Origin of the sequence: Bradyrhizobium sp. WU425 (assembly GCF_021052305.1) — a bacterium.
GTDB classification, from domain to species: domain Bacteria; phylum Pseudomonadota; class Alphaproteobacteria; order Rhizobiales; family Xanthobacteraceae; genus Bradyrhizobium; species Bradyrhizobium canariense_D.
Window position 1 is genome coordinate 6,644,511 of record NZ_CP088089.1, and the last position, 21,235, is coordinate 6,665,745.

Below are 21,235 nucleotides of genomic sequence, written 5' to 3' on the forward strand. Positions count from 1 at the left end.
TGACGGCGGCCAGCCCAGGCGGAGCCCTTCAGTCGTCACCGCCAGGCTCGAGTGCATCAGGATGCCGCAAACCGTGTGCGAGCTCAGGCAGCCCGCCTTGTCCCCGGCCGCTGTTTATGCTCTTCGTGATTCCGATCGGTCGGAGTTCTATCTTTGATAGCTGAACTGGGTCGTATCATCGAGCACTAGAACCGGACCGCCGGCGGCAATCGTGCGCTCACGCGCCGATTGAAAGTGGCCCGCCAGAATGTCCGCTTCGCTGACCCGGTCATTAGAGAAGAAGCGATAAGCTGCCTTGGTATTCGCCCAATTGGCAGACGAGCGGAATACTTTGTCCGATGGCGCTTCCAATCTGCGTGAGCAGCGGAATCTGTCGCCGAGCCGCGCGTCCCTAGACTGGCATCCACTAGTCTCTCGATCAATCCAACATTCACCGCCTACAAGTCGCAAACGGCCTTTTGCCGATCGATCCCTCAATGTGAGCCCCATAGAGCACCCCCTCGCGCATCAGGTGCTCAGCAAGGAATCACAAGTGATTCTTCAAGATTTTGCTGATCGGCGGATCAGCTCAAGCGGAGAAAGTTATGGGCAATTGAAAGCCGGTCAACCGCGCCAGTCGCGGCGCTCCGCGCCATGCCTGGCGCACCAAAATAGGCCCCGGCCCATGGGCCAAGGCCTTATCTACCTTTTGAACGATAGATCAATATTTGAGAAGAATCGGACGGCCGAACTTGTAATTGAGCCGTGCAGTCAAAAGATCCAAATCTTGGCGGACGCGGTCGACCCCACCAGCGGGCTCGGTGAAGCTGACCATGGCAGGCCGCATGAACAGGTGTGCGTACTCGGACCCAACCGACCAATTCGGTGCGAAGCCGTACTCGATACCGGCTGCCAACGCGCCGCCCCAAAGAACGTGCTTGCTTTCTCCACCCGGCTCGCCCGTCGTCCAGATGATTCGAAACGTGTTGCTCGTCACCGCGGCGCCGCTTTGGCCTAAAGCAGTACGTTGTCGAAGCCATAACCGATCTGCCCCTTTACCAGGCCGAACGCATCAATCTTGGTCTGGTTGATATCCAAAAAAGCAGCGCTGGGATTCCAGCCGGTCAAATCAGCCCAGTTCCCCTGGCCTTCAAGACCAAGCACGATCTGGCCCATCTGCCATCGATAGCCGATCTGGCCACCCACGCTTCCGCCGGTCGCATCATGACAGCCCTCAGGCTTGCCGCCATCGCAATCCCAGCAATTCGAGCTTGAGGCCAAGCCGCCGTTCATACCCACGTTGTAGCCGCTCCAGTCGTAGATTGCAGCCGCGACAGGCCCCGGAGCTTTGGTGTAGAGAGCTTGGCCGGCTGCGCAGCCAGATCCGCGCCGAATGCGGGCACCAACGCGCCAAGCCCCACAATGCTCACAGTCGCAAGCAATAAGTTTTTCATTTCTACTCTCATCTCTTCAGTGCCCCGAGCCTCATGCGTCGTAACAACGTCCGCGCGAATTGCTGTAACTGCATCGCAACATTTGCGTTGAAAGAAATGCGTGAACCGAACGCTGCGTCAGGTTGCGCTGCAGATCATCTCCAACAGCGTCGCAATCCACCTTCGGGTGCGAGCATAGATTGCGACCGCTGATTTCAGCGGAGTAAGCGCACGCAAGTCAGATCGTCGCAAGCCACACCGCAAGTGAGAAGAATGAAGCGGTTTGCAAAACTCTTGCTCTTGTCCCGTGCCGCCACTAAAGACCCCGTTACGACATGCTCGTGTTGCACCCACCGGCTCCGAGAGATCAGATGACTATTCGATAGAATCAATGTCCTGCAGGTGCTGACCCGTTCGTCGCAGATGCCGCTGTGTCCCGCGGTCGACAGAGCATGCGAAACACAACCTCCGCCCTCGGCGGATGCAGGATGCGGCCCGAAGGATTTTGCTTATTGGTTGAGCGAGCCGTTCTCCACCCGAGGCTTCCTACCACACCGCCAATGCCCAGATCGCCGATAACGCTTGCCGACCGGTGGTGGCCAGCGGCCGCGGTGTGTTCATCTTCTGAGCTGAAGTTCTGAGTCGATAAAGGACAGCGAGTATGTTCGTTTCATTCTTCCCTCGACCAAAGTTGTTCTTTGCGTCGTCAATTCTTTGGACGGCATTGGCGATGGCGTTTTGGTATGTATTTGCCGGCAATCTCTTTCAAGCCCCGGAGAAGCCGGTCGGGCTTGCGACGTTCTGGTCGGCCTCGGCGCTGTGGTTTGATCTCTATTTTGCGCTGGCCGTTACGGTGTTCGCGGCTGCATGGATGTTATTTGCCCCGCATCCCTGGGCGACGTGGTCCATTCTTGGTTCGGCGCTGATCCTGTTCACCTCTTACTTTCAGGTCCAGGTCTCGGTCGCGATCAACAGCTGGTATGGACCGTTCTACGACCTGGTCCAGGCTGCGCTTTCGAAGTCGGCGCCGGTCACGGTCGAGCAGTTCTACAGCGAGTTGTCGACCTTTGCCGGCATAGCGCTCGTGGCTGTCGTGGTCGGCGTGATGACGCGATTCTTCGTCAGCCACTACATCTTCCGCTGGCGCACGGCGATGAACGATTTTTATGTCGCCAACTGGCCACGGCTGCGCACGATCGAAGGCGCCTCCCAGCGCATCCAGGAAGACACCATGCGTTTCGCCAGCACCATGGAAGGTCTAGGCGTTAATCTCATCAGCGCCGTGCTGACACTGTTGGCCTTCCTGCCGGTTCTGGTGAGGCTGTCCAGCAACGTCACGGAGTTGCCTCTGTTCGGCTCGATTCCCTATCCGCTGGTGTTCGCCGCGGTGATCTGGTCAATCCTGGGCACCGGCGTTCTCGCGCTTATCGGCATCCGCCTGCCCGGAATTGAATTTTTCAACCAGCGGGTCGAAGCGGCCTATCGCAAGGAGCTCGTGCTCGGCGAGGATGATACGGCGCGTGCCAATGCGCCGACATTGAGCGTGCTGTTTAGAGACATTCGCAGGAATTATTTCCGGCTCTATCTGAACTTCATGTACTTCAATATCGGCCGGATCGTCTATCTCCAGACTGACGTCATCTTTCCTTATCTGCTGCTTGCGCCCACAATCATCGCGGGCAAGATCACCCTCGGCGCGATGAACCAGATCCTCAACGCGTTCACGCAAGTACGAACCTCGTTTCAGTATCTCGTCAACTCCTGGAGCACGATCGTCGAACTGATCTCGATCTATCAGCGGCTACGGAGCTTTGAGTCAAAGATCCATGGTGGGCCACTGCCGTCGATCGAGACACAAAAGGAGCCAGCCTCATGATTGGCGTAGCTGCAGGAGTTGACGAAACCCGGCCCTTGAGCCGCTTGCCGCAGACCCGATCCGACGCCCCACACTGCGGTCATCGCGTCCCTTGATCGTAGCCCCGTATCAACGCTTGTGCTCTCGCGGTGCCTAGACCGGCCTCGGTCCAACTGTTGCGCGTTCCCGAATTGCACGCACCGCATACTTGCGATGCCAGCCGGTCGTCGCGCATATCGCATCGAGATGCGCCTCTTTTCGCCCGGGTGGCCGACCGGCAACGATCCCTTTCGGCCGACACCACCTGCCGCCCCGCGCCCATGCTGATCTTTCCCGCCATAGACGCCACCGGACCAATTCGATGGCAGCCACCCAATCACCGGCGAGAAGTTGTTCAGTAACAATCCGGATGGGGCAATGCGCCTCAGTTCGGCGTCTCAAGGACGCTTCGGGAGCCGCAGCATGCGAAGCGTCTCCGAATTCCGCTCACCGCGTCTTTCGCAACATCGGCGTAAGTGGAGGTGAGCAACCGTGCTGTATCTCTCCAATAATCTTGAACCCGTGGCGTTGGTAAAAGGGAATGTTTTCAGGATTCGAACTTTCGAGGTAGGCAGCGAGGCCCTGCTCATCACAGCGTTGAAGAGCGTACTTCATCAGCAATGTGCCAAGCCCTTGTCCGGCCCAGTTCGGATCGACAGCGATCAGGGGCAAATACCAATGTGGCTCGGAGGGATGATGTTCGGCCATTCCCTGGCGCAGGTGTGCCATATGTTCGCTGATTTCAGGGCGCAGGGACAGCGCCATGATTGCGTCCAGCGCATCCTCATCCTGCTGCACGCCCGGAGGCAGCCACAGGGCCGCCGCGCGAGTCTCTCCCGTGACGTATGCTGTGCCATGCTCGAATGCTCGTCCGCCACAGGCCTTGATGAACTGAGTCATGCTGCCAAGATATTGCCCAGGGTCCGGCCAACTCCAACGCATCAAAGGATCGGCGGCAAAGCCGAGGACAATCGTCCAGACGATTCTTGCCCGAATACTTGCGTTCGCCGAGGTGACGCCCGGCTCTCTTGTCATGCTTCACCGCTTTTGGATCGCAGAGTTGAAGGTTGGAGCACAGGACCGATACCTTGGACGTGAGCGGAATGGATGTGCCCCCGAACATTCATCGGATCCCTTTAGTTTCCGTCTCCCGCGCTCATCCTGCCTCAGAAGACCGCCTTCGACGGCCGCTTCGGACGGAGATTCCTCGCTGGAGGCCCTGACCCTTGGGGCTGGATCTGGATCTGGCGAGGACTTGTGCTTTTCGCCATGAGAGCGTCATCTGGATCCCGCGCTTTCCGAAGAATGGGTCCGTTTTATCGGCGTCGACAACTCTGCCAGCCTTCCGAAAGCAGCGAAAAGACGATTTGAGCTACAAGGTGATCTTGTTTCGCCAAATGTTGCGAGTTGCATTCGCTCGACGAGTCTAAGCACCGCAGTATAATTTGGAACCTGCCAACCCAGGTAGGTGCTTGGCATTCGCCCTAAGGATTGCCAACGACTTCCCCCTTCGGCCTTGCCGCAGCGATCCGCACCCGTGACGTCGCCCGCGCGCATCGAGTTGCCCCTTCGTCGGCCGGCGTCGTCTGGGTCAACGATCATCACCGGTGCTCGACCCCGCCTCGCCTTGGGGGGCCTCGGCTATTCCGCCACCGTCCGCGAATACGCACCGAAACCTTCGACAACCACTTCAACACTAAGAGCGTGATGATCGCCACGCACGAGCAGCCGTTCGACTGGTATCGCGACACGGCCAACCAGAAGCGGCTGAACAGTGTTGCTCCAGGTGCGAACTGCGTTTGCCACGCCCACAGGCTCCGGCCCAAACCGATGCGATTGTCCCCGAAGCGGCCCCACTGAGCGAAACCTGCGGGCCAAAACGTCAGCGCCTCACCTTTGGCTGCGATTCTTTTTCTGCTTTAGCATTGGCGCCGGCGCAGATACCGGGATGCGATCATCGGGCGAAGCCGAAGCCATTGGAGTATCCTTAGACTGTTCGCGTCCGACTTCGCGGCGCGGCCAGACAAAATCGTCGGCGCGACCGGCCGGTGCCGACAAGGGCTCACCTTTGACCAAGACACGCGCTGCTAGCGCATCCATTTCCATCGGCGCCCCTGGACCGCCGAGCAATTGATCGGCGCCGAAAGAGGGGGCCACCAAGGGAAAGATCGGTCCGGCGAGCGGGCGCAGGTCCGGTTGACCCGGCGGCGCATTGACGTCGAGCTTTGCCGGTTCCGTCGGCAGCGCGATCGGCGCGGAACGAGTAGCCAACAACCGGTTGATTTCGCGTTCGACATAATGCGCAAGCTTGCGGGCGCCGGGCTTGGTGAAATACACGCCATCGGAGGAGCGCAGCTGACGGATCTGGCCTTCGAAGTCGGGACCGCGCTGCATAAAATGGCCGGCTTCATCGACAAAGCTGTCCCAGACATCGACATAAGTGATGCCGGCCTTGCCGGCCGCCTCGCGATAGAGCGAATCCAGAAACAGGGTGTCGGCTGTTGCCTTACGGCCACGTACCACCGGCAGGCCAACCCACAGCACCGGCACCCCCTTAGATTTGAGCACGCCGATCATCTGTTCGATCTTGTTTTTGTAGAGCTCGATCCAGCGTTTCTCGCGGTACTCATAGAGGCCGTTCGGCGAGCGCGTGCTACTCTCCGGCTCGATAGCCGGCGCGTCGGCGGCGTCATTTGGCGACAATTCCGTATCGACCAGTCTGCCATCCGGCTTCGCGTCGACGTTCGTACCGCCCTCCGGCTTGACGCCCGGTTTGCCTCTGGCTTCCTTCTTGTCTGCGTTTTTGTCCGATGGCTTGATATCGGATTTCTCAGCCGGCGGCTCGCGCATCCCGACTCGGTCATCGAGTCCGAGCATGACGACGATGACGTCCGCTTTTTCGGTCGCGAGAATGCCTTTGGCAGCGGCGGCCCAATCGGCCGGATTGCCCTTCGGCTGATATTTGATAAGGCCTGAGACGGTCTTATGTCTGCGGATCACGCCCATGTCAGGCTGTTCGGCATAGGCGTCTTCAAGACCATAGGCGAGCCAGTCCGCCATGGCATCACCGAGCACAAGAACATGGCGCTCCGGTACAGTATCGCGCTTTCCGGCCGCGGGCGCCCTCGAAAAATCCTCGCGCGCGGGCGGCAAGGTTTGCCGCCGATCCCAACGAGGCTGGGGAGCAGACGGCTCAAACATGTCGTTACCAAACCAGCCGCCGCCGAATCCGCCACCGCGTTGCGGCTGCGGCCGTTGCTGATATCCACCGAAATTGAAGAACTGCGCCGACGTCGGGCCGACAACGCCGACCACCATCCCCCCAGCGATGGTTAGCGCAATCAGGGGACCTCTGTCGGTAAAGATACGCAATTTTCTTAGTTTGTTTGACATGCTCTTGGACCGCACAAGACGAAGAACTGCCGCGACAGAGACTAGGGTTCAGACTCAATTGATCCAATAGGCGACGACGGCGGCGAGGTGGACGGCGGCCAAGAAGTTTCTAGCAAGTTCGTCGTAGCGAGTAGAGACACGCCTGAAATCCTTGAGCCGGCAGAAGCAGCGCTCGATAACGTTTGCGTCCTTTATAGGCGCGTTTGCTGAAGCTGTGGAGGGGCACCCTGTTGGACTTGTTCGGAATGACGAGTTTCGCGCCGCGATTGACGATTTCGGTGCGAAAGCCGTCGCCATCGTAGCCTTTGTCCCCAATGAGGGAAGACATGGGCGCCGCGAGTTTCAAAAGGGCCGGCCCTGCGGCAAGATCTGCGTCTTGTCCCGGAGTGAGATGAAATGCGCAAGGTTTGCAATCGGGGTCGCTCAGCGCGTGGATTTTCGTGCTCCGCCCGCCGCGTGAGCGGCCGACGGCCTGTTCATGCTCCCCCCTTTTCCGCCGCTCGCGGAGCGATGCGCTTTGATCGAGGTGGAGTCGATCGACAAAGTCAGGCCGTCCTTGCCGCAGCGGGCGAGCGCTTCAAAGATAGCCTGCCAATGTCCGCGCTTAGCCCAGCGATTGAACCGATTGTAGATTGTCGTGTAAGGGCCATAGTCGGGCGGGCAATCGCGCGAGCGTGCGCCGCACTGGAGCATGTGAACGATACCGCTGATGATGCGTCGATCGTCTTCGCGCGCCGGCGCGGTCTGGTTCATTGGCAGCTGCGGTCTATCTGAGCCCACTGCTTGTCGTTGAGCCAGAACAGTCCTTTGCGCATCGAAGCCCCCATGCCGAATCAACTTGGCAAGAGCGAATCAGAAGCAGTTAATTAGGTACAGACCCTAACAGAAGACAAGCGGCAGACGTTCGAAGAAGGCGGTCCGCATCAAGGGAGAGCGTCAAACTCGAATCCGTGAACGCAGGCACTCGTCTTGATCGACTGCTGGTCGGGCCATTCCATGGCCGCCTCATGCTGCTGATCGGCATCGGAATGTTTTTCATCTACATTGCCGGTACCGTGCTGAGCGTGATGCCGAAGACCAGGTTTGGACCCTCGCGCAGAATGCGGTGTTCATCTCCGCGACCTTCGTCGGCATGATCTGGGATCGTTGCGTACCGGGTTTCTCGGTGATCGCTATGGACGCCGCTTCGCGCCATGATCTTGCCCACCAGCCAGGCGCAGCGCTCGATCTGCGTCAGGTCCAAGTCGCATGCGCAGTGTTCGAAACCTATATACTTCCAGCCGTCGGCGATCGGAGCCGGTGCCGTTCGCCGATCCAGCACGACGTCCAGATAGTCGTCCTTGCACGGGCTCATGGCGGTGTCGCTCATGCTCGCTCCATCGGGCGACGGCGTTGCGTCCGATCTGACCGAGGGGAGCGGGCGCTCGCCTCCGCCTCCCGCGCGTTCAGCCCGGCGCACGCTGGCCTGCCCCCGCGGCGTCGCTGCGATAGCGGCTGGTCGAGGTCTGATAGTACTGCGCGCAGATGTCGGCCATGGCCTCGATCAACGCTCCCCACGGCGCGGGAAAGCATTCTTCCGCCATCAGGCGGTGCAGCATGCGCGTATGGCCGGCCAGCTCGTCCTTGAGGAACTCCATCACAGGCATAGCCGGATAGCGCTGCAGCAGCAGGATCGCCGCGTTGTCGGCCTCGCCCGCCGTCCTGTCCTTGTCGCGTCCATGCAGATCGTTCTGCAGACGCCCTATCGCGGAGATGAGCCGCAGGACCTGGCGAAATGCCGGACGCTCGCGCAAGGTCGCCATGTCCAACCCCCACAGCAATGACAGGCAACAGAACACATTCGCGTAGGCGATCGAATCGACGCCATTGTGCCGGTACTCGGCGTAGGACCAGCGTTCCGCCCCTGCCGCCTGCGCGGGTCCGTCGCGCAGCGCTGCGCAGTAGCGCCGGGTATCGTCGAGAAGCTGAGCATAGTCGCGACGATCGTAGGCGAGTGCGGCCAGCGAGGCGCGCAGCACCGCGCAGCCCTCGAATCCGGGGAGCGCGCACGGCAGGCCCTGCCCCAGCGCCTGCTCCACCGCGGCGAGCTGCTCCGGCGCGATCAGGCCAACGTCGTTGCAATCGTCGAGCCAGAACAGCAGCGCCAGTTCGCGATAGAACGCCACGATCAGCGTTTCGTCCTGCGGATCGCGGCCGGTGCGGGCGCTGGCGTCGCGCAGGCTCGGATGGATGCGCTGCAGGATGTACTGGCCGCCCCTGACTGCTTCCACGGCATGCTCATCGGCGAACCCGGTCAGGGAATGCCCCCACTCCAGCACCTGCTGCAGCGCGCGTTGGGTCTGGATCATGGCGCCGCTCCTGCTCCCTTGGCCAGGGCGCGCCGCCCCCAATGAAGTGCCAGCCACAACCCGGCGAGTTCAGCCACGCGCACGACCCGCGTGGGGCAATATAGTTCTTTGCCGATCCACAGCGGCGTCTGCGGCAATGGATGCGCCGCATGGCGGGCGAGCATCCACTCCAGCGCACGCGCCACCGCCTGCGCGATGCGCCGGCGCCCTGTCGGCTCTTCGTTCCCGTCCATCACGTGCAACGCGAACAGCGCATAGGCGGTTTCCTCGAATGTGGACGCGCGACCGGCGCCCCAGCCGCCGTCGTCGCGCTGCGCGCGCAGCAGCGCCGCCAGCGCGCGCTCGTCGCGCCACTGGGAGTTGCCTTGCGCCAGCGCAGCGATGGCATGCGCGGTGGGATACAGCCATGAAACGTGCCATTTTTCGTTGTCCCATACACCGTCCGGGTTGCGATTGGCTTCGACATAGGCGCTGGCGACGGCGGTAGGCTTTCCAAACAGTCGCAACGCATGCAGGGCATGGATGTTGGTCGACATCGAGGCATTGCGCTCGCCGGGGAAGGTGACAAACAGCTCGCCGCTTTCGAATTGGCGCAACGCATCGACCGCCGGGTCGCGGCCTGCAAGGCGCAGGACACACAACGCAATGGCGGTGTCATCCGCATCGGCCGCGAAGTGCAAGGCCGGGCCGAGACCGCGCACGCTAAGGCGGGCATCGAGCTGCGCGACGATCACGCGCATCACCTCAGTGAGCGCGGGATGCGCGAACAACCCGGCCAGATGCAGGGTGTACAGCGACCAGCATGGTTCGAACACGTTGATCGGCCAGACGTTGGGAACGACACCTTCGATGCCGCTGCGCGTCGCCTTCGATGCCGCCTTCAGATACGCGTCCGCGCGCCCGACCTGCGGCGTGCTCCCCTGTGTCAGGACGTGCGCACGCCACGCGGCGGTGGCCGCCGGACTGATGCCGATGCTGCCGTCGTCGTCCGGGCATGCGGTGGTCGGCGAGGTCCCCCAGGCTTCCCAGGAGTGCAGCAACGGATGGCCGCTCGGCAACGTCGCCACCGCCGCCAGCTTGACCAGGCACGCTTGCCGCAACGGCAACAGCGCCGGGTGGCGCGGAAACGCCACGCCGCCCAGCAAGGATGCGGCCTCGCCGCAAAATTGCGGCAAGATCAGCTCCGCGCCGATCGGCGCGTCTTCCGGCACCGCATGCGCGTAGGGATCGGGCTGGCGTTCGAGGAACCGGGTTGCAGCCTGGACCGCGTCGGCAGCGCCGGGAAGAGGATCGGCACGTTGCAATGCCAGCAACGCCGCCCACGTGGGCGCATGACGGAACAGCGGGAAGTCCGCGCTTCCCCATCCGCCATCGGCCTGTTGCTGCGAGATGAGCCACGCGTAGGCGTCCTGCCGACCGGTGACGTTGCCGTGGAATTGCAGAGCTCGCGCCGTGTCGTAGACGGACGGACCGACGCTGCCGCCGTCGCTCATCTCGCTCAGCAGGTGGCGCAATTCGGAAAGGATCTGTTCGGACTGCGCGTTCACGCGGGATGTTCCTTCTGCAGACGGTTGACGAGAACCAGGATCGGGCAGACGCCGCACACGTCGCCGCAGGTCCGTCGCGGCCCGGCCGATGGGCAGCGCCGGACGGCCGCACTGCTCTGGCGCGGCGACTTGCCACCGACGCTGGCGCCGGTCCGCCGCATAGGCTTGGCGGCAGCGCGCCGCGGCCGTGCAGGGCAACCGCTGCGATGGGCGCCGCGGACTCGGACACGGTGCAGCATGCACCGCTACCGCCGGCTGATCGCAGCGGCACAAGGGCGACTCCATGCGCACGGGCGCGCTCATGCGCATGGCGCGTGCTTGAACAGGTGCGCGTTGGCCCGCTGCAGCATCTGCCCCAACCGTTCCGCACGCGGCCCCAGCGGGACGATGGCCTCTCCGGCGTCGCGCAACAGATCGAGCGCGAACTGGCGCGCAGCCTGCAGCCCCATGATCGACGCGCAGGTCGGCTTCTGCGCCGCCGCGTCCTTGCCGGGGGTCTTGCCCAGCGCCGCGGTATCCGCCGTCGCATCGAGAATGTCATCGACCACCTGCAACGCCAGGCCGAAACAGGCGGTGTAGCGATCGAGCGCACAGTACAGCGCAGCGTGCGCGGCATCCTCCGCGATGGCGAATAGCGCGCCCATGCGAACGGACGCGCGCACTAGCGCTCCGCTCTTCATCCGGTGCATCGCGACGATCCTGTCCAGCTCGACGTGCTTTCCGACCAGCGACAGATCGATGGCCTGCCCGCCTGCGGCACCCTCGGCGGACACCGCCTGCGCCAGTTCGCGCACGAGCGCGATAGGATTGTCGCCCGGCGCATCCAGGCTCGCCAGGGTCAGGAAGGCGTGCGCCTGCAGCGCGTCGCCGACCAGGATCGCGGTGGCTTCGCCGAACTTGACATGCACGGTCGGAAGGCCGCGGCGAAGCACGTCGTTGTCCATCGCGGGCAGGTCGTCGTGGACCAGGGTACAGGCGTGCATCATCTCGATCGCGGCGCCGACGTCGTCGAGCATGTGCGCCGGCGTGTCGGCCAGTGTGCCGGCAGCCAGACAGAGCAAGGCGCGGGTGCGCTTCCCGCCATGCAAGGTGGCGTAGCGCATTGCCGCGATCAGCTCGGTCTCACCCTTGTCTTCGACGCAGAGACGACGCGCGAGCGCTTGTTCGACCCGCTTTGCGCCGTCCTGCATCCAGATCTCAGGCATCAGCCTGCCGGAAGCGCCGCGCGCCTGCGCGCCCAATCCGCGGAGCGCGGAAACGCCAGTTCGGTCGTCGTGTAGCGTGGAACCGGTCTGCATGCTGTTCATGTCCTTGTACCTGACAGGAGACGGCCAGAGCGGGCCGCCGCGGTGTTGCCGGCGTCGCTGCCTCGCCACACAGGCGCAAGCGATGCCAGCTCATGAGAATCCGATGCGGATTTTCATGGACGGATGTGCGGTCGGGTAATAACGCCGGCCTTTTTCGACGCCGCTCAGCAACCGCGGCCGCACCCCGGCCTTGTGCATGGTCAGCGCCAAAGCGATGCAGAACTGCACCAGTTCGAGCCACACCAAGTGGTAGCCCATGCAGACGTGTGGGCCGGTACCGAACTGCAGCATGTCCACCGGCCGGATCGGCTCCGTGCGTTGCAGCCACCGCGCCAGGCGGAACTGATCAGGCGCCTCGTGCAGCAGCGCCGAGGTCGAGAAATGCAGCAGCGGGATGCACAGATGGGTGCCCGCGGGAATGCGCCGTTGGCCGAGTTGCAATTCCTGCAGCGCCCGACGCGGCAGGAGCGTGGTCGTCGGATGCACGCGCAGCGTCTCGCGGAACAGGGCCTCAGCGACCGGACACTGCGCCAGGTCCGCGTGCCGGGTCGGCACCGCGCCCACGCGTTGCGCCTCCTCGACCAGGGCGTCCCACAGCACAGGCTGCCGCGCCAGCTCGATCACCATCCAGGCCATCGTCGAGGCGGTGGTGTCGTGACCGGCAAGCAGCAGCAAGCGGATATTGGCGACCAGGACGTCATCGGAGAGCGCATCGTCGCTGCGATCGAAGGCGCTTACCATGTCGTTGATCAACCCGGTGCGCGCGGCATGCGCGCGCGCGTCGCGGACGAACTGGCGCAACTGCGCGTCGATCCAGTCGCGGGCGGCGCGGCCCCGCCGCAAGGGCAGCCCGGGCAGGTCGACCGGGGGCGCGACGATCAACTGCAGCAGTTGCCGGTACTTGCGATGCCATCCTGGCAAGTCCTGCGCGGGGATACCCATGAGGCTGAAGATGAGTTTGAGCATCAGGTCGCCGGTTTCGCGCAGGATGGTTACGTCGCCGCGGTCACGCCACGCCTGCACCCGCGCCCAGATGACGGGCGCGAACAGGTCGCCGATGCCGGCCTGAGTCAGCCCTTTGGGCAGGAACGCCGCCTTGATCGCATCGCGCGCCTGCCGGTGCGCGCCGCCGTCCTGGGCGACCAACGTTCCGCCAAGTAATTCGGGCGCGATCTCTTCGATCAGCACCGAGGACACGTCCTTGTGCCGGAGCAGCGCGAACGCGTCCGGATCCGCGCAGGTCATCAGGTGTCCGGCAGGGCCGAAATCCAGCCAGAAGTGGCTGCCCAGCATCCGTTCCGCGCGCCGCAGCAGGCGCGGCAGGTCGCAGACGATGGCGGGAAGATGCCCGACCAGGGGGAAAGCGCCGGGCACGATCGGGATGTCGTACCGCAGCCGGTGCCGACGCGCCAGCGGGTTGAGCAGCATGTCCATCAGCAGCGCGGCGCCGCAGCCGCTTCGGCGGTGTTGCCGGCAGGCCGCGCGGCGCGGCTGTTGCCACCGTCGGCGTACGTCGGCACATGCGTCAGCATGCCGCCGTCAATGCACACGACCTGGCCGGTGATGAACGCAGCATCCTCGGAAAGCAGGAACGCCACCAGCGCGGCGACGTCCTCGGGACGGCCGACGCGCGGCAGGAGCTGGTGCCGGCGCAGATGCCGTTGCATGCCCTCGTCCAGCTTGGCGAGGAGACGCTCGGTCATGATGAGACCCGGCGCAACCGCGTTGCAGCGGATCCGCGCATGACCGTATTGGGTGGCGAGCGAGGCCGACAGCATGTTCATCGCCGCCTTCGACGCGGCGTAGGACGTCTGCGCGGTGTCACCGCTGAGCCCCTGGCATGACGACATGTTGACGATCGCGCCACCGCCGCGGGCGATCATCGGTGGGATTGCCTGCCGGCAGCAGAGCAGGGTGCCGCGCAGATTGGTCGCCATGGTCTGGTCCCAGACCGCCAGATCCAGGTCGAGGATCGCGCGGTCGCGCGGGGTCAGATGCATGGCGCTCGCGTTGTTCACCAGCAGGTCGACCCCGCCGAAGTGCCGCTCCGCCGTCTCGAACAGCGCTGCCACCGCCTGCGCATCGGCGATGTCCATCGCCAGGGCCAGCGCGTGGCCCGCTTCGGCCGCGATCTGCGCGGTGCAGGCGATGGCCGCCGCGCCGTCAATGTCGGCCACCACCACTCTGCCGCCCTCGCGCGCGATAGCGAGGGCGCATGCCTTGCCGATACCGGCGCCGGCGCCGGTTATCACGGCCACCTTGCCTTCAAACCGTCCCATCGTGTCCTCGTCGATTGCGTTGGTCTTTCGCGGCATGCCGCTCGGCCTCGGCCGGAGAAGGCGCAGGGTCGGCGGTGGCGCGCTCGTCATCGCCAGCGTCGCTTTCGATGACCCTAATGGCGGCGACCGGGCATTGGCTGGCCGCGAGCCGCACGGCGGCGTGCAGCGCCTGCGGGACCGTCGCCACGCACACTTCGGCCACGCCGTCCGGTTCGCGCTGGCGAAAGGTGCCCGGCAGCGTCAACACGCACTGCCCGGTGGTTCCGCACATATCCTGGTCGACCACGACGCGCATCTCAGTCCCCGTGCTCATGCAGCCGCACCGGCAACGCGCGGAACGTCCTAAGGAACGCGGAGGGCTCCCGGCTCGGCTGCTCGGCCAATGCCAGCGTGGGGAAGCGCGCCTGGATCCGCTGCAGGCTCTCGGCCAACTGCACCCGGGCCAGTTGCGCACCGAGGCAGAAGTGGATGCCGTGGCCGAAGCTCAGCATGATCTTCCCGTCGGTCGACATGCCAGGACTGGTGCCGTAGAACCGCGCGGGATCGAAGCGGTCGGGGTCGGCGAAGGCGTCCGGGTCGCGATTGCCGGCCGCGATCAGCACGCGCACGTCCGCGTTCTTCGGGATCACCACGCCGCCTAGTTCGATGTCGCGCTGGGCGATACGCGGAATGGAGCTGAACATGGCGGGCGCGTCGCAGCGCAGGACCTCTTCGACGAATGCCTTCACCCCCACGGCGTCTCCCTGCAGCCAGTGCCGCTGTTCGGGATACGCCAGCATCGCCAGGACCGCATGGTCGATGGTCGCGGCAGTGGTGGCGAAGCCGCCCAGCAGCATGCCCCACAGCATGCTGATCAACTCCGCATCCGACAGCGTGTCGGCATCGTCCTCGTGTGCGCCGACCAGCATCGACACGATGTCGTGGCGGGGATCGGTGCACCTGCGCTCTATGAGGTCGCCGAAGTAGGCCTGCACCCTGGCGCTGGCCGCGTCCGCCGCGGCAAGCTGGGGATCGCTGGCGTGCGGGCTTAGGCCTTCCAGAATGGCGCCGATGCCGGCGGCGAGCCCGAACATGTCGTCTTGGGGCATGCCGAACAGTTCGGCGAAGATTAGCATGGGCAAGGCCAGCGCGAATTCCCGATGCAGGTCCACCGTCTCCCCGCGCTCCAGCGCGGGCGCCATGCCGTCCAGGCGCGCTGCGACGATGCGCGCGATGCTCGGCCGCAGGTCGTCGATCTGGCGCATGGTGAAATCGCGCGAGATCAGCCGGCGCAGACGCGTATGCGTCGGTGGGTCCTTCATCGCCAGCGTGGACGCCAGCAGATTGAGCGACAGGCTGGTCGCTGCACGCGGGAAATAGCGCGCCAGTTCGCCCGGCGCCGGTCCCCGAAACGCATCGCCCGTGGCCTTGAGCGCCCAGTAGATGTCGCCGTGGCGGCTCAACAGAAAGAGGCCCGACGCCGCGCGATGCACCGGATCGTGCTCGCGCAACCACCGCATGAACGGATACGGGTCGTGGATGCACGCTGGCGACGCCAGTTCGGCGAAGGCGTCCCGGCATGCTGCCGTGGTTTCTTGCACGTCCATCTTGGTTAACTGTTGGCTTGCTGATCGGAACGGCGCGCGCCAGGCGCGCCGGCAAATTGCGGAGAAGATCGCGATTCCCGGCGGTGTCCGCGCATCACCAGAGCACCGGCAACTCTTCGAACCCGCCAGTGATGATCTCCTTGCGCAACTTCAGTTCTTCCGGCGCCACGGCCAGGCGCAGCGCGGGAAAGTGCTGGAAGATCGAACCGAACACCACTTTGAGTTCCAGCCTGGCCAGCGCCATGCCGAGGCAGTAGTGCGGACCGTAGGAGAACGCCAGGTGCGGGTTTTCGGCGCGCCCGATATCGAAGATTTGCGGGTCGTCGAAATGGCGCGGATCGAACGACGTCGCAGGCAGTCCGACCAGCACCTTGCTCTCCGCGGGAATATGCACGCCCACGATGGTCACGTCGGTCCTCGGATAGCGCATGATGCCGTCCCAGCCCACGCCCGCCGGGTACATGCGTAGGATTTCCTCCACCGCCGTGTCCACCAGGGATGGATCGCCGACCAGGCGTTCGCGCTGTTGCGGATGGCGGAACATGGCCAGCAGGCCGAATTCGATCTGCGCGACGGTGCTCTCGTGCCCCGCCACCAGCATGCCCGCGGCCAGACCGATCGCCTCTTCCTCGGTCGCCTTGCCCTGGTCGACCGCCGCGAGCAGGTCCGTCAGCAGGTTGTCGCCCGGATCCTGGCGCTTGTCCCGCATCTTGCTGCGAATGTAGGCGCGCAGTTCTTCCCAAGCCAGGCGCGACGCGCTGCGCGGGCCGCTTTCATGCTGGTGCGTCATTACCTCGTCGGACAGGCCGGCGAAAAACGCGTGATCCTCGTAGAGCACGCCCATCAGCGCGCTGATGACCATGGCCGGAAGCGGAAAGGAGAGGTGGCGCCGCAGGTCGGCGGGCTGGGGCTGGGCCGCCAGCGTCTCGAACAACTGCGCGGCGATCGCCTCGACCTGCTGCGCGAGCAGCTTCACCCTGCGGTCGTTGAAGGCTGGCGCCACGATCGTGCGCAACCGGGCATGCTCGCCCCCCTCGTGCGAGACCAGCCACCCCGGCGAACCGAGAATTACCGAATCCGGGGTGAATGCCGCCGGCGGCATTCCCGCGGGCCGGAACGCCGCGTCGGACAGCACCGCCTTGGCCTCGTCGTAGCCTGTCACCCACCAGCCTTCGTGCCCGGACGGGAAGCGCACGCGGTGGATCGGACCGTTGGCGCGTAGCGCCAACATCTTGGGCGAGGGCTCGATGTGATCGACGCGCCACATCGGCAGCGTCGGCAAGGGTTGTTCGGACATGGTGACACTTCAGTCTCTACGCGATGGAAGGGCGGAAGGTGACCGGCAGACGGTGCGGGCTTCACGTGCGCTTGCGTTCGCTTCTGTTCGTCGATGATGATGATCGGCGGGGACGGCGGCCGGAACCTAGGGCCTCAAAGTGGCTTTAGCCAACTACCGAATCTTGTAGTAGCGTCCTAAACTAAACGCTTGGTGGCGCAAAAAATATGCGGAAAACTCTGCCGCCACGCGCTGCAATACGGAAACCTATTTCCGATGCGTATCCGCCTATGTTGGTTGGCTACATGCGTGTCGTCGGACTCCGACGGCGAGAGCACGGACTTGCAGCGCGATGCGCTGCTCGCCGCCGGCATTGATCTGGTGACCTGCCTGGGGTTCGCCACGATGACGATGGCGTATTTCGCAAGGCTGATAGAGGGCCCGCGTTGATTCTCGATGCAAACGTTATCAAGGCGATCGTTGATCCTTCGGGCCCTTGGGAGCTCCTTTTCAAGAACAAGATCCCTTCTCGGCTCAACGAACTTCCATGCGAAAGGCGTGCTGAACTATAGCAACTACGTCGAAGAAGCAGCGGCGCTTGCACGACAACACCTTTCGGGCAATAAGCTCGCAAAGGAAGCAGGTCCGCCAGCCGTCCTGGCGGGCAATGACAGCCGCCGCAAAGAGCCCGGGCTGGCGCTATTTCGTCGTAACGCGTACCGGCAGTGAGCTGAGGGCCCGCAATCCACTGCTGTCGCGGTATACCGGCTCGCCCGTTAGCTCGATTGATGCGACGCTCGCCGCCAAGGCGGCCAGAACGGCTTCGCCTTCGAGCCGCGCGACCATTTGCCCCACGCAGCCATGGATCCCGGTGCCGAAGCCGATATGGCCCGAGACGCGCCGGGTGATGTCGAACTGGTCGGGCTGCTCCCACCGCGTTTCGTCGCGATTTGCAGAACCAATCAGCAGCAATACTTTCTCGTGCTTACCGATCGGCACCCCTGCGATCTCGGTTTCATGCGGTGTGGTCCGAAAGACGTAAGGTGCGGCGGAATCATAGCGCAGGCTCTCATCGAACGCGCCGCGCGCCAGCGAAGGATTGGCGGCCAGAATGGCCCACTGCTCCGGATGACGGACCAAACTAAAGAGGGCCATGCCTGTTGCACTGATAGTCGTATCCAGTCCCGCCGAAAGAAAGGACCGGACGAGCAGAGGCGCTTCGTCATGGGTAATTTCGCCGCTATCGGCGGCCTCGTAGACCTGTGCGCCAAAACTGCCGGGAGCCAAGGCGTCCCGTTGGCATTTCGCGGCAACCCAAGGCAAAACCTCAGGTGCCTTGGCCATCAGAGTTCGGAAATAATCGTTCTCCGGCCCCATGCCGGCAAACACCATTGCGCCGTAGGTCAGAAAATTTTCGCGGCCCTCATTGTCGATGCCCAGGGCATCCGGAAATACAGTCACCGGAAATATTTCGGCAAGATCGCGGACGGCGTCGAATGATCTCTTTTCAATGAGTTCGTCGACCAGCGCGGCGGCCTTGGCCTTGAAACCGTTCTCGAGGCCCCGCATGGCACCCGGCGACATGATCCGAGCTAGCACCTTTCGGGTGCGTGTATGTAGCGGTGGGTCAGCTTCGAGGACGATGCTCGGCGGACGCCACGGCTTCTCCTTGAAATAATTGACGATGCCAGCACCACCGCCATTGCTGAAGTTCACATGGTCAGCAAAGACCGCCTTGATCTCGGCAAAACGCGGCACGGCGAAGATGCCGTATTTCTCGAGCCTGACGACGGGTGCCTTCGCACGAAGCTCGGCATAGGCCGGATAGGGGTCGATGCGAGTGTCCCAGTCGAACGGATCGAAATCGCTGCAGGCATACTCGCGTGCGGAAGTTGCCACTGTTTGCCTCCGTTTGGTCGCTTCTACTTAATTGACTATAGTCATTTATTGCAGAAGATGGCAAGCTAGGAATGGAGTGGCGTTTTTTTGCTCGTGATAACAGCCATGTAGCTGCAGGACAGACCAGGACAGACCGGGCGGAGATTGGATGTCGGCCGAGAGATCAGGAAACTCCAAGGGGATGCGACGCTTTCAGAAGCGCGCACGCCAAGAAGCTGATAAGCGCGCGTTGCAGGCTCGAATCCTGGAAACAGCGCGAAAGGAGTTCGCGAGCGGCACACTCGAAACCGTTTCGATCCAGAAGATCGCCGATGCGCTCGGTTACTCGAAGGGTACGGTTCTCAAATACTTTCCGACCAAGATCCTGCTGCTGCTGGCAGTGAAGGAGAGGAATCTCGAGGAAATGGCGGATCGGCTCGACCAAGTCCGCGCGCTTCATTCCAGCGGTGAGGTCCGGCTGCGGCGTGTCATGGAGGCCTATATCGAGTATTGGGTGAACAACCCCGATCATTTTCGATCGCTCTATTCGATGGCCGGCACAGTCGAGGACAGGCGTTTTCCCGACGGGGTTTATTTCGGTGAAACTGAGATCGCACGAAAGGGCTACGGGCTATTTGTGACCTCGATGGCGGAGTATCTTTCCGAATTAGGGGTGGAGGCGACGCCAAGGCTGACGGAGCGCCTCGCGACCGCCCTGCTATCGGCGGCGCATGGGGTGATCTCGCTGCCACTGGGAACACCAACGATGAAATGGCCGGATACTCGTGGCAACGGACGATTGGTCCTCGACAGTCTCATCGACGCTTGGTCGGCGAAGATTAAAGCCGCTCGGCAGACCGAGACCTGGCCGAGAATTTCCATCGGTGATCTTCTTTAGTTCGGCAGCACCGGCTTGATGGCAGCCGATCTATCGTCGCAGCCAAGAAAAGGGGCTGTCGTGCGAAGGGATTCGCCACGCGTACCGAAACGAAGACGGACACCTACGCGTGAGAAGCGACGTTTACTGGCCGGCGAGCCATAATGTCCCGAAGTATCTGAAATATATCGGACAGTTCTTTAGGATCGCTGGGGGCGCCAAAACAGATGCGAATGGCGCCAGGATCCCCCTTTCCCACCGCTGAGGCGATGCGGGGGGGACAAGTATGCCTCGTCCTGGCGCAGCGGCCGTAAACCGATCTGCGGACCACTCTTGCGGCAACTGCAACTATCCGTAGAAGGCTGAGAACTGAAGTTTGCGGCATTGGGAAAAAGTCTAGGAGCACCCCGTAACGTTCGTGCGCCTGACGCCGCCGCTCACGCAGAAGTTCTTCCAGCTTTCCGCTCTCAATCAACCGCACCACAGTCTCGCCTAACACCTGAGCAACAAACCAGGCACAGGCGTGCAGGAGGAGCTGAGTTTGAGCGATGTAGGCCGGCGGGACTGTTACTGTCCCGAGCCTGAAGGCTGGCGCAAGGCATTTGGAGTAGGACGTGATTTAGAAGGAGCGGGCCGGCACCAATGAGGCGATCGGCACAGGACGCTCGGGGAAGAAAAAGCCGTAAACGTCATCCTCTATGATGGCGAGATCGAGCTCCTCCGCGAATTCACCGATGCGCGGCCGCGGTCAAGACTCATCGTGCGAGCCGTGGGGCTCTGCAACGTCGGCAGGCAATAGAGCACTCGCGCTGGGACGCCCGGCAGGCTTTTTCAGCGCCTCAGGGTCGATTCGGTCCTCATCCATGTCCACGGGCACCAAATTAAGGTGGCTGGCGCGGCGATGGCTTTGAAGCAGGGATAAGTGAAAGCACCCACCAAGACACTGTCGCCGGGTTTTGCCACGAAGCGCAGGGCGACATCGATCGCGTGCTGGGCGCCGTTGCACAGAATCAGCTGTGCCGGCGCGACCGTAAAGGCGTTGTCAGAGAGCGAGGCTGCGATGATTTCACGTTCCTGGGAAAGGCCAGCGTGAGGATGGTAGCCCAACAACAGTGCAAGATCAGGTTCGCGCACCACCTCGCCAAACAACGCGGACAGGACCTGCGTTTCGCTTCCGTGGCCGGGCACGCTCAGCGCTAAATTGACCGGTTCATGTCATGCCGTGGCCGCCTCGGCCTGCGCGGCGAATGACGCCGGACGAAGGTGCCCTGCCCGACATGTCCGCTGATACCGCGTTGTTCGGCCTTCTGATAGGCTTTGCTGACGGTGCCGACGGACAGGCCGAGCTCTCGTGCCAGTTCAAGGTGCGGCGGAAGGCAGTCGCCATCGGACAGCCGACCGTCAGCGATGTCCCGCTCCAGAGCACTGACCAGGGCGA

17 protein-coding genes and 4 pseudogenes are annotated in these 21,235 nt (G+C 63.0%); 4 read left to right on the top strand and 17 right to left on the bottom strand.

The annotated features are described in order from the left end of the window. Positions 1–147: 147 nt before the first annotated feature. Positions 148–489 carry a transposase DNA-binding-containing protein gene (locus tag BcanWU425_RS37795; protein ID WP_445818634.1) on the bottom strand — a complete coding sequence of 114 codons (342 nt, stop codon included), beginning with the start codon at positions 487–489 and terminating at the stop codon, positions 148–150. Positions 490–700: 211 nt separating this feature from the next. Continuing rightward, a pseudogene (locus BcanWU425_RS32050) lies at positions 701–1,433 on the bottom strand (outer membrane protein). A 640-nt stretch (positions 1,434–2,073) separates the two neighbouring features. Here BcanWU425_RS32050 and sbmA point away from each other — a divergent pair. Further along, positions 2,074–3,288 (top strand): peptide antibiotic transporter SbmA, encoded by a 1,215-nt coding sequence (gene sbmA / locus BcanWU425_RS32055; RefSeq protein WP_231188979.1) that lies wholly within the window; start codon positions 2,074–2,076, stop codon positions 3,286–3,288. 465 nt (positions 3,289–3,753) lie between these two features. Here sbmA and BcanWU425_RS32060 read toward each other — a convergent pair whose 3' ends face one another. The 3 genes and pseudogenes from BcanWU425_RS32060 to BcanWU425_RS32070 all read right to left on the bottom strand — a co-directional run bounded on the left by BcanWU425_RS32060 (position 3,754) and on the right by BcanWU425_RS32070 (position 7,514). Beyond that, positions 3,754–4,341: a GNAT family N-acetyltransferase gene (locus BcanWU425_RS32060; RefSeq protein ID WP_094183269.1), complete on the bottom strand. Its 588-nt coding sequence runs from the start codon at positions 4,339–4,341 to the stop codon at positions 3,754–3,756. Positions 4,342–5,196: 855 nt separating this feature from the next. After that, on the bottom strand, positions 5,197–6,699 hold the full coding sequence (locus BcanWU425_RS32065) for an SGNH/GDSL hydrolase family protein (protein WP_231188980.1): 1,503 nt from the start codon (positions 6,697–6,699) through the stop codon (positions 5,197–5,199). 54 nt (positions 6,700–6,753) lie between these two features. Then, a pseudogene (locus tag BcanWU425_RS32070) lies at positions 6,754–7,514 on the bottom strand (IS5 family transposase). A gap of 135 nt (positions 7,515–7,649) precedes the next feature. Here BcanWU425_RS32070 and BcanWU425_RS37620 point away from each other — a divergent pair. Continuing rightward, positions 7,650–7,887: pseudogene (locus BcanWU425_RS37620) on the top strand (MFS transporter); the annotation flags it as partial. Positions 7,888–7,891: 4 nt separating this feature from the next. Here the strand turns inward: BcanWU425_RS37620 and BcanWU425_RS32075 are convergent. From BcanWU425_RS32075 to BcanWU425_RS32115, 9 genes and pseudogenes are all read right to left on the bottom strand, one after another. After that, positions 7,892–8,158 (bottom strand): annotated as a pseudogene (locus tag BcanWU425_RS32075) (type 2 isopentenyl-diphosphate Delta-isomerase); the annotation flags it as partial. Next, complete coding sequence (locus tag BcanWU425_RS32080) at positions 8,145–9,047, bottom strand: terpene synthase family protein (protein WP_231188981.1); 903 nt, start codon at positions 9,045–9,047, stop codon at positions 8,145–8,147. The pseudogene BcanWU425_RS32075 and the gene BcanWU425_RS32080, both read right to left, overlap by 14 nt. Then, entirely contained in the window at positions 9,044–10,594 is a 1,551-nt protein-coding gene (locus BcanWU425_RS32085; protein WP_231188982.1) for a hypothetical protein, read from the bottom strand. Before BcanWU425_RS32085 ends, BcanWU425_RS32080 begins: the two co-directional genes overlap by 4 nt. A gap of 299 nt (positions 10,595–10,893) precedes the next feature. Then, positions 10,894–11,892, bottom strand: coding sequence for a polyprenyl synthetase family protein (locus BcanWU425_RS32090; RefSeq protein WP_231188984.1), 999 nt, complete (start codon positions 11,890–11,892; stop codon positions 10,894–10,896). Positions 11,893–11,991: 99 nt separating this feature from the next. Continuing rightward, the gene (locus tag BcanWU425_RS32095) at positions 11,992–13,335 is read right to left on the bottom strand and encodes a cytochrome P450 (RefSeq protein WP_231188986.1); all 1,344 of its coding nucleotides are present in this window, start codon (positions 13,333–13,335) and stop codon (positions 11,992–11,994) included. Then, positions 13,335–14,180, bottom strand: a complete 846-nt coding sequence (locus tag BcanWU425_RS32100) for an SDR family oxidoreductase (RefSeq protein WP_231190937.1) — start codon at positions 14,178–14,180, stop codon at positions 13,335–13,337. Before BcanWU425_RS32100 ends, BcanWU425_RS32095 begins: the two co-directional genes overlap by 1 nt. Next, a complete protein-coding gene (locus BcanWU425_RS32105; protein WP_231188988.1) occupies positions 14,167–14,475 on the bottom strand; it encodes a ferredoxin in 309 nt (102 codons plus the stop codon). Before BcanWU425_RS32105 ends, BcanWU425_RS32100 begins: the two co-directional genes overlap by 14 nt. 1 nt (position 14,476) lies before the next feature. Further along, on the bottom strand, positions 14,477–15,766 hold the full coding sequence (locus tag BcanWU425_RS32110) for a cytochrome P450 (protein ID WP_231188990.1): 1,290 nt from the start codon (positions 15,764–15,766) through the stop codon (positions 14,477–14,479). A 94-nt stretch (positions 15,767–15,860) separates the two neighbouring features. Then, positions 15,861–17,063 (bottom strand): cytochrome P450, encoded by a 1,203-nt coding sequence (locus BcanWU425_RS32115; protein WP_231188999.1) that lies wholly within the window; start codon positions 17,061–17,063, stop codon positions 15,861–15,863. 288 nt (positions 17,064–17,351) lie between these two features. On the opposite strand from BcanWU425_RS32115, the gene BcanWU425_RS32120 reads away from it, so the two are divergent. Continuing rightward, positions 17,352–17,492: a hypothetical protein gene (locus tag BcanWU425_RS32120; RefSeq protein ID WP_231189001.1), complete on the top strand. Its 141-nt coding sequence runs from the start codon at positions 17,352–17,354 to the stop codon at positions 17,490–17,492. A 249-nt stretch (positions 17,493–17,741) separates the two neighbouring features. On the opposite strand, the gene BcanWU425_RS32125 is transcribed toward BcanWU425_RS32120, so the two are convergent. Next, positions 17,742–18,941, bottom strand: a complete 1,200-nt coding sequence (locus tag BcanWU425_RS32125; RefSeq protein WP_231189003.1) for a cytochrome P450 — start codon at positions 18,939–18,941, stop codon at positions 17,742–17,744. Positions 18,942–19,089: 148 nt separating this feature from the next. Here BcanWU425_RS32125 and BcanWU425_RS32130 point away from each other — a divergent pair, with 148 nt between their 5' ends. Continuing rightward, positions 19,090–19,818 (top strand): TetR/AcrR family transcriptional regulator, encoded by a 729-nt coding sequence (locus BcanWU425_RS32130; RefSeq protein WP_007600176.1) that lies wholly within the window; start codon positions 19,090–19,092, stop codon positions 19,816–19,818. 810 nt (positions 19,819–20,628) lie between these two features. On the opposite strand, the gene BcanWU425_RS32135 is transcribed toward BcanWU425_RS32130, so the two are convergent. Together BcanWU425_RS32135 and BcanWU425_RS32140 are read right to left on the bottom strand one after the other, a co-directional pair. Then, entirely contained in the window at positions 20,629–20,985 is a 357-nt protein-coding gene (locus BcanWU425_RS32135; protein WP_231189005.1) for an aminotransferase class I/II-fold pyridoxal phosphate-dependent enzyme, read from the bottom strand. Positions 20,986–20,993: 8 nt separating this feature from the next. Then, positions 20,994–21,230 carry a GntR family transcriptional regulator gene (locus BcanWU425_RS32140; protein WP_326956081.1) on the bottom strand — a complete coding sequence of 79 codons (237 nt, stop codon included), beginning with the start codon at positions 21,228–21,230 and terminating at the stop codon, positions 20,994–20,996. Positions 21,231–21,235: the final 5 nt, after the last annotated feature.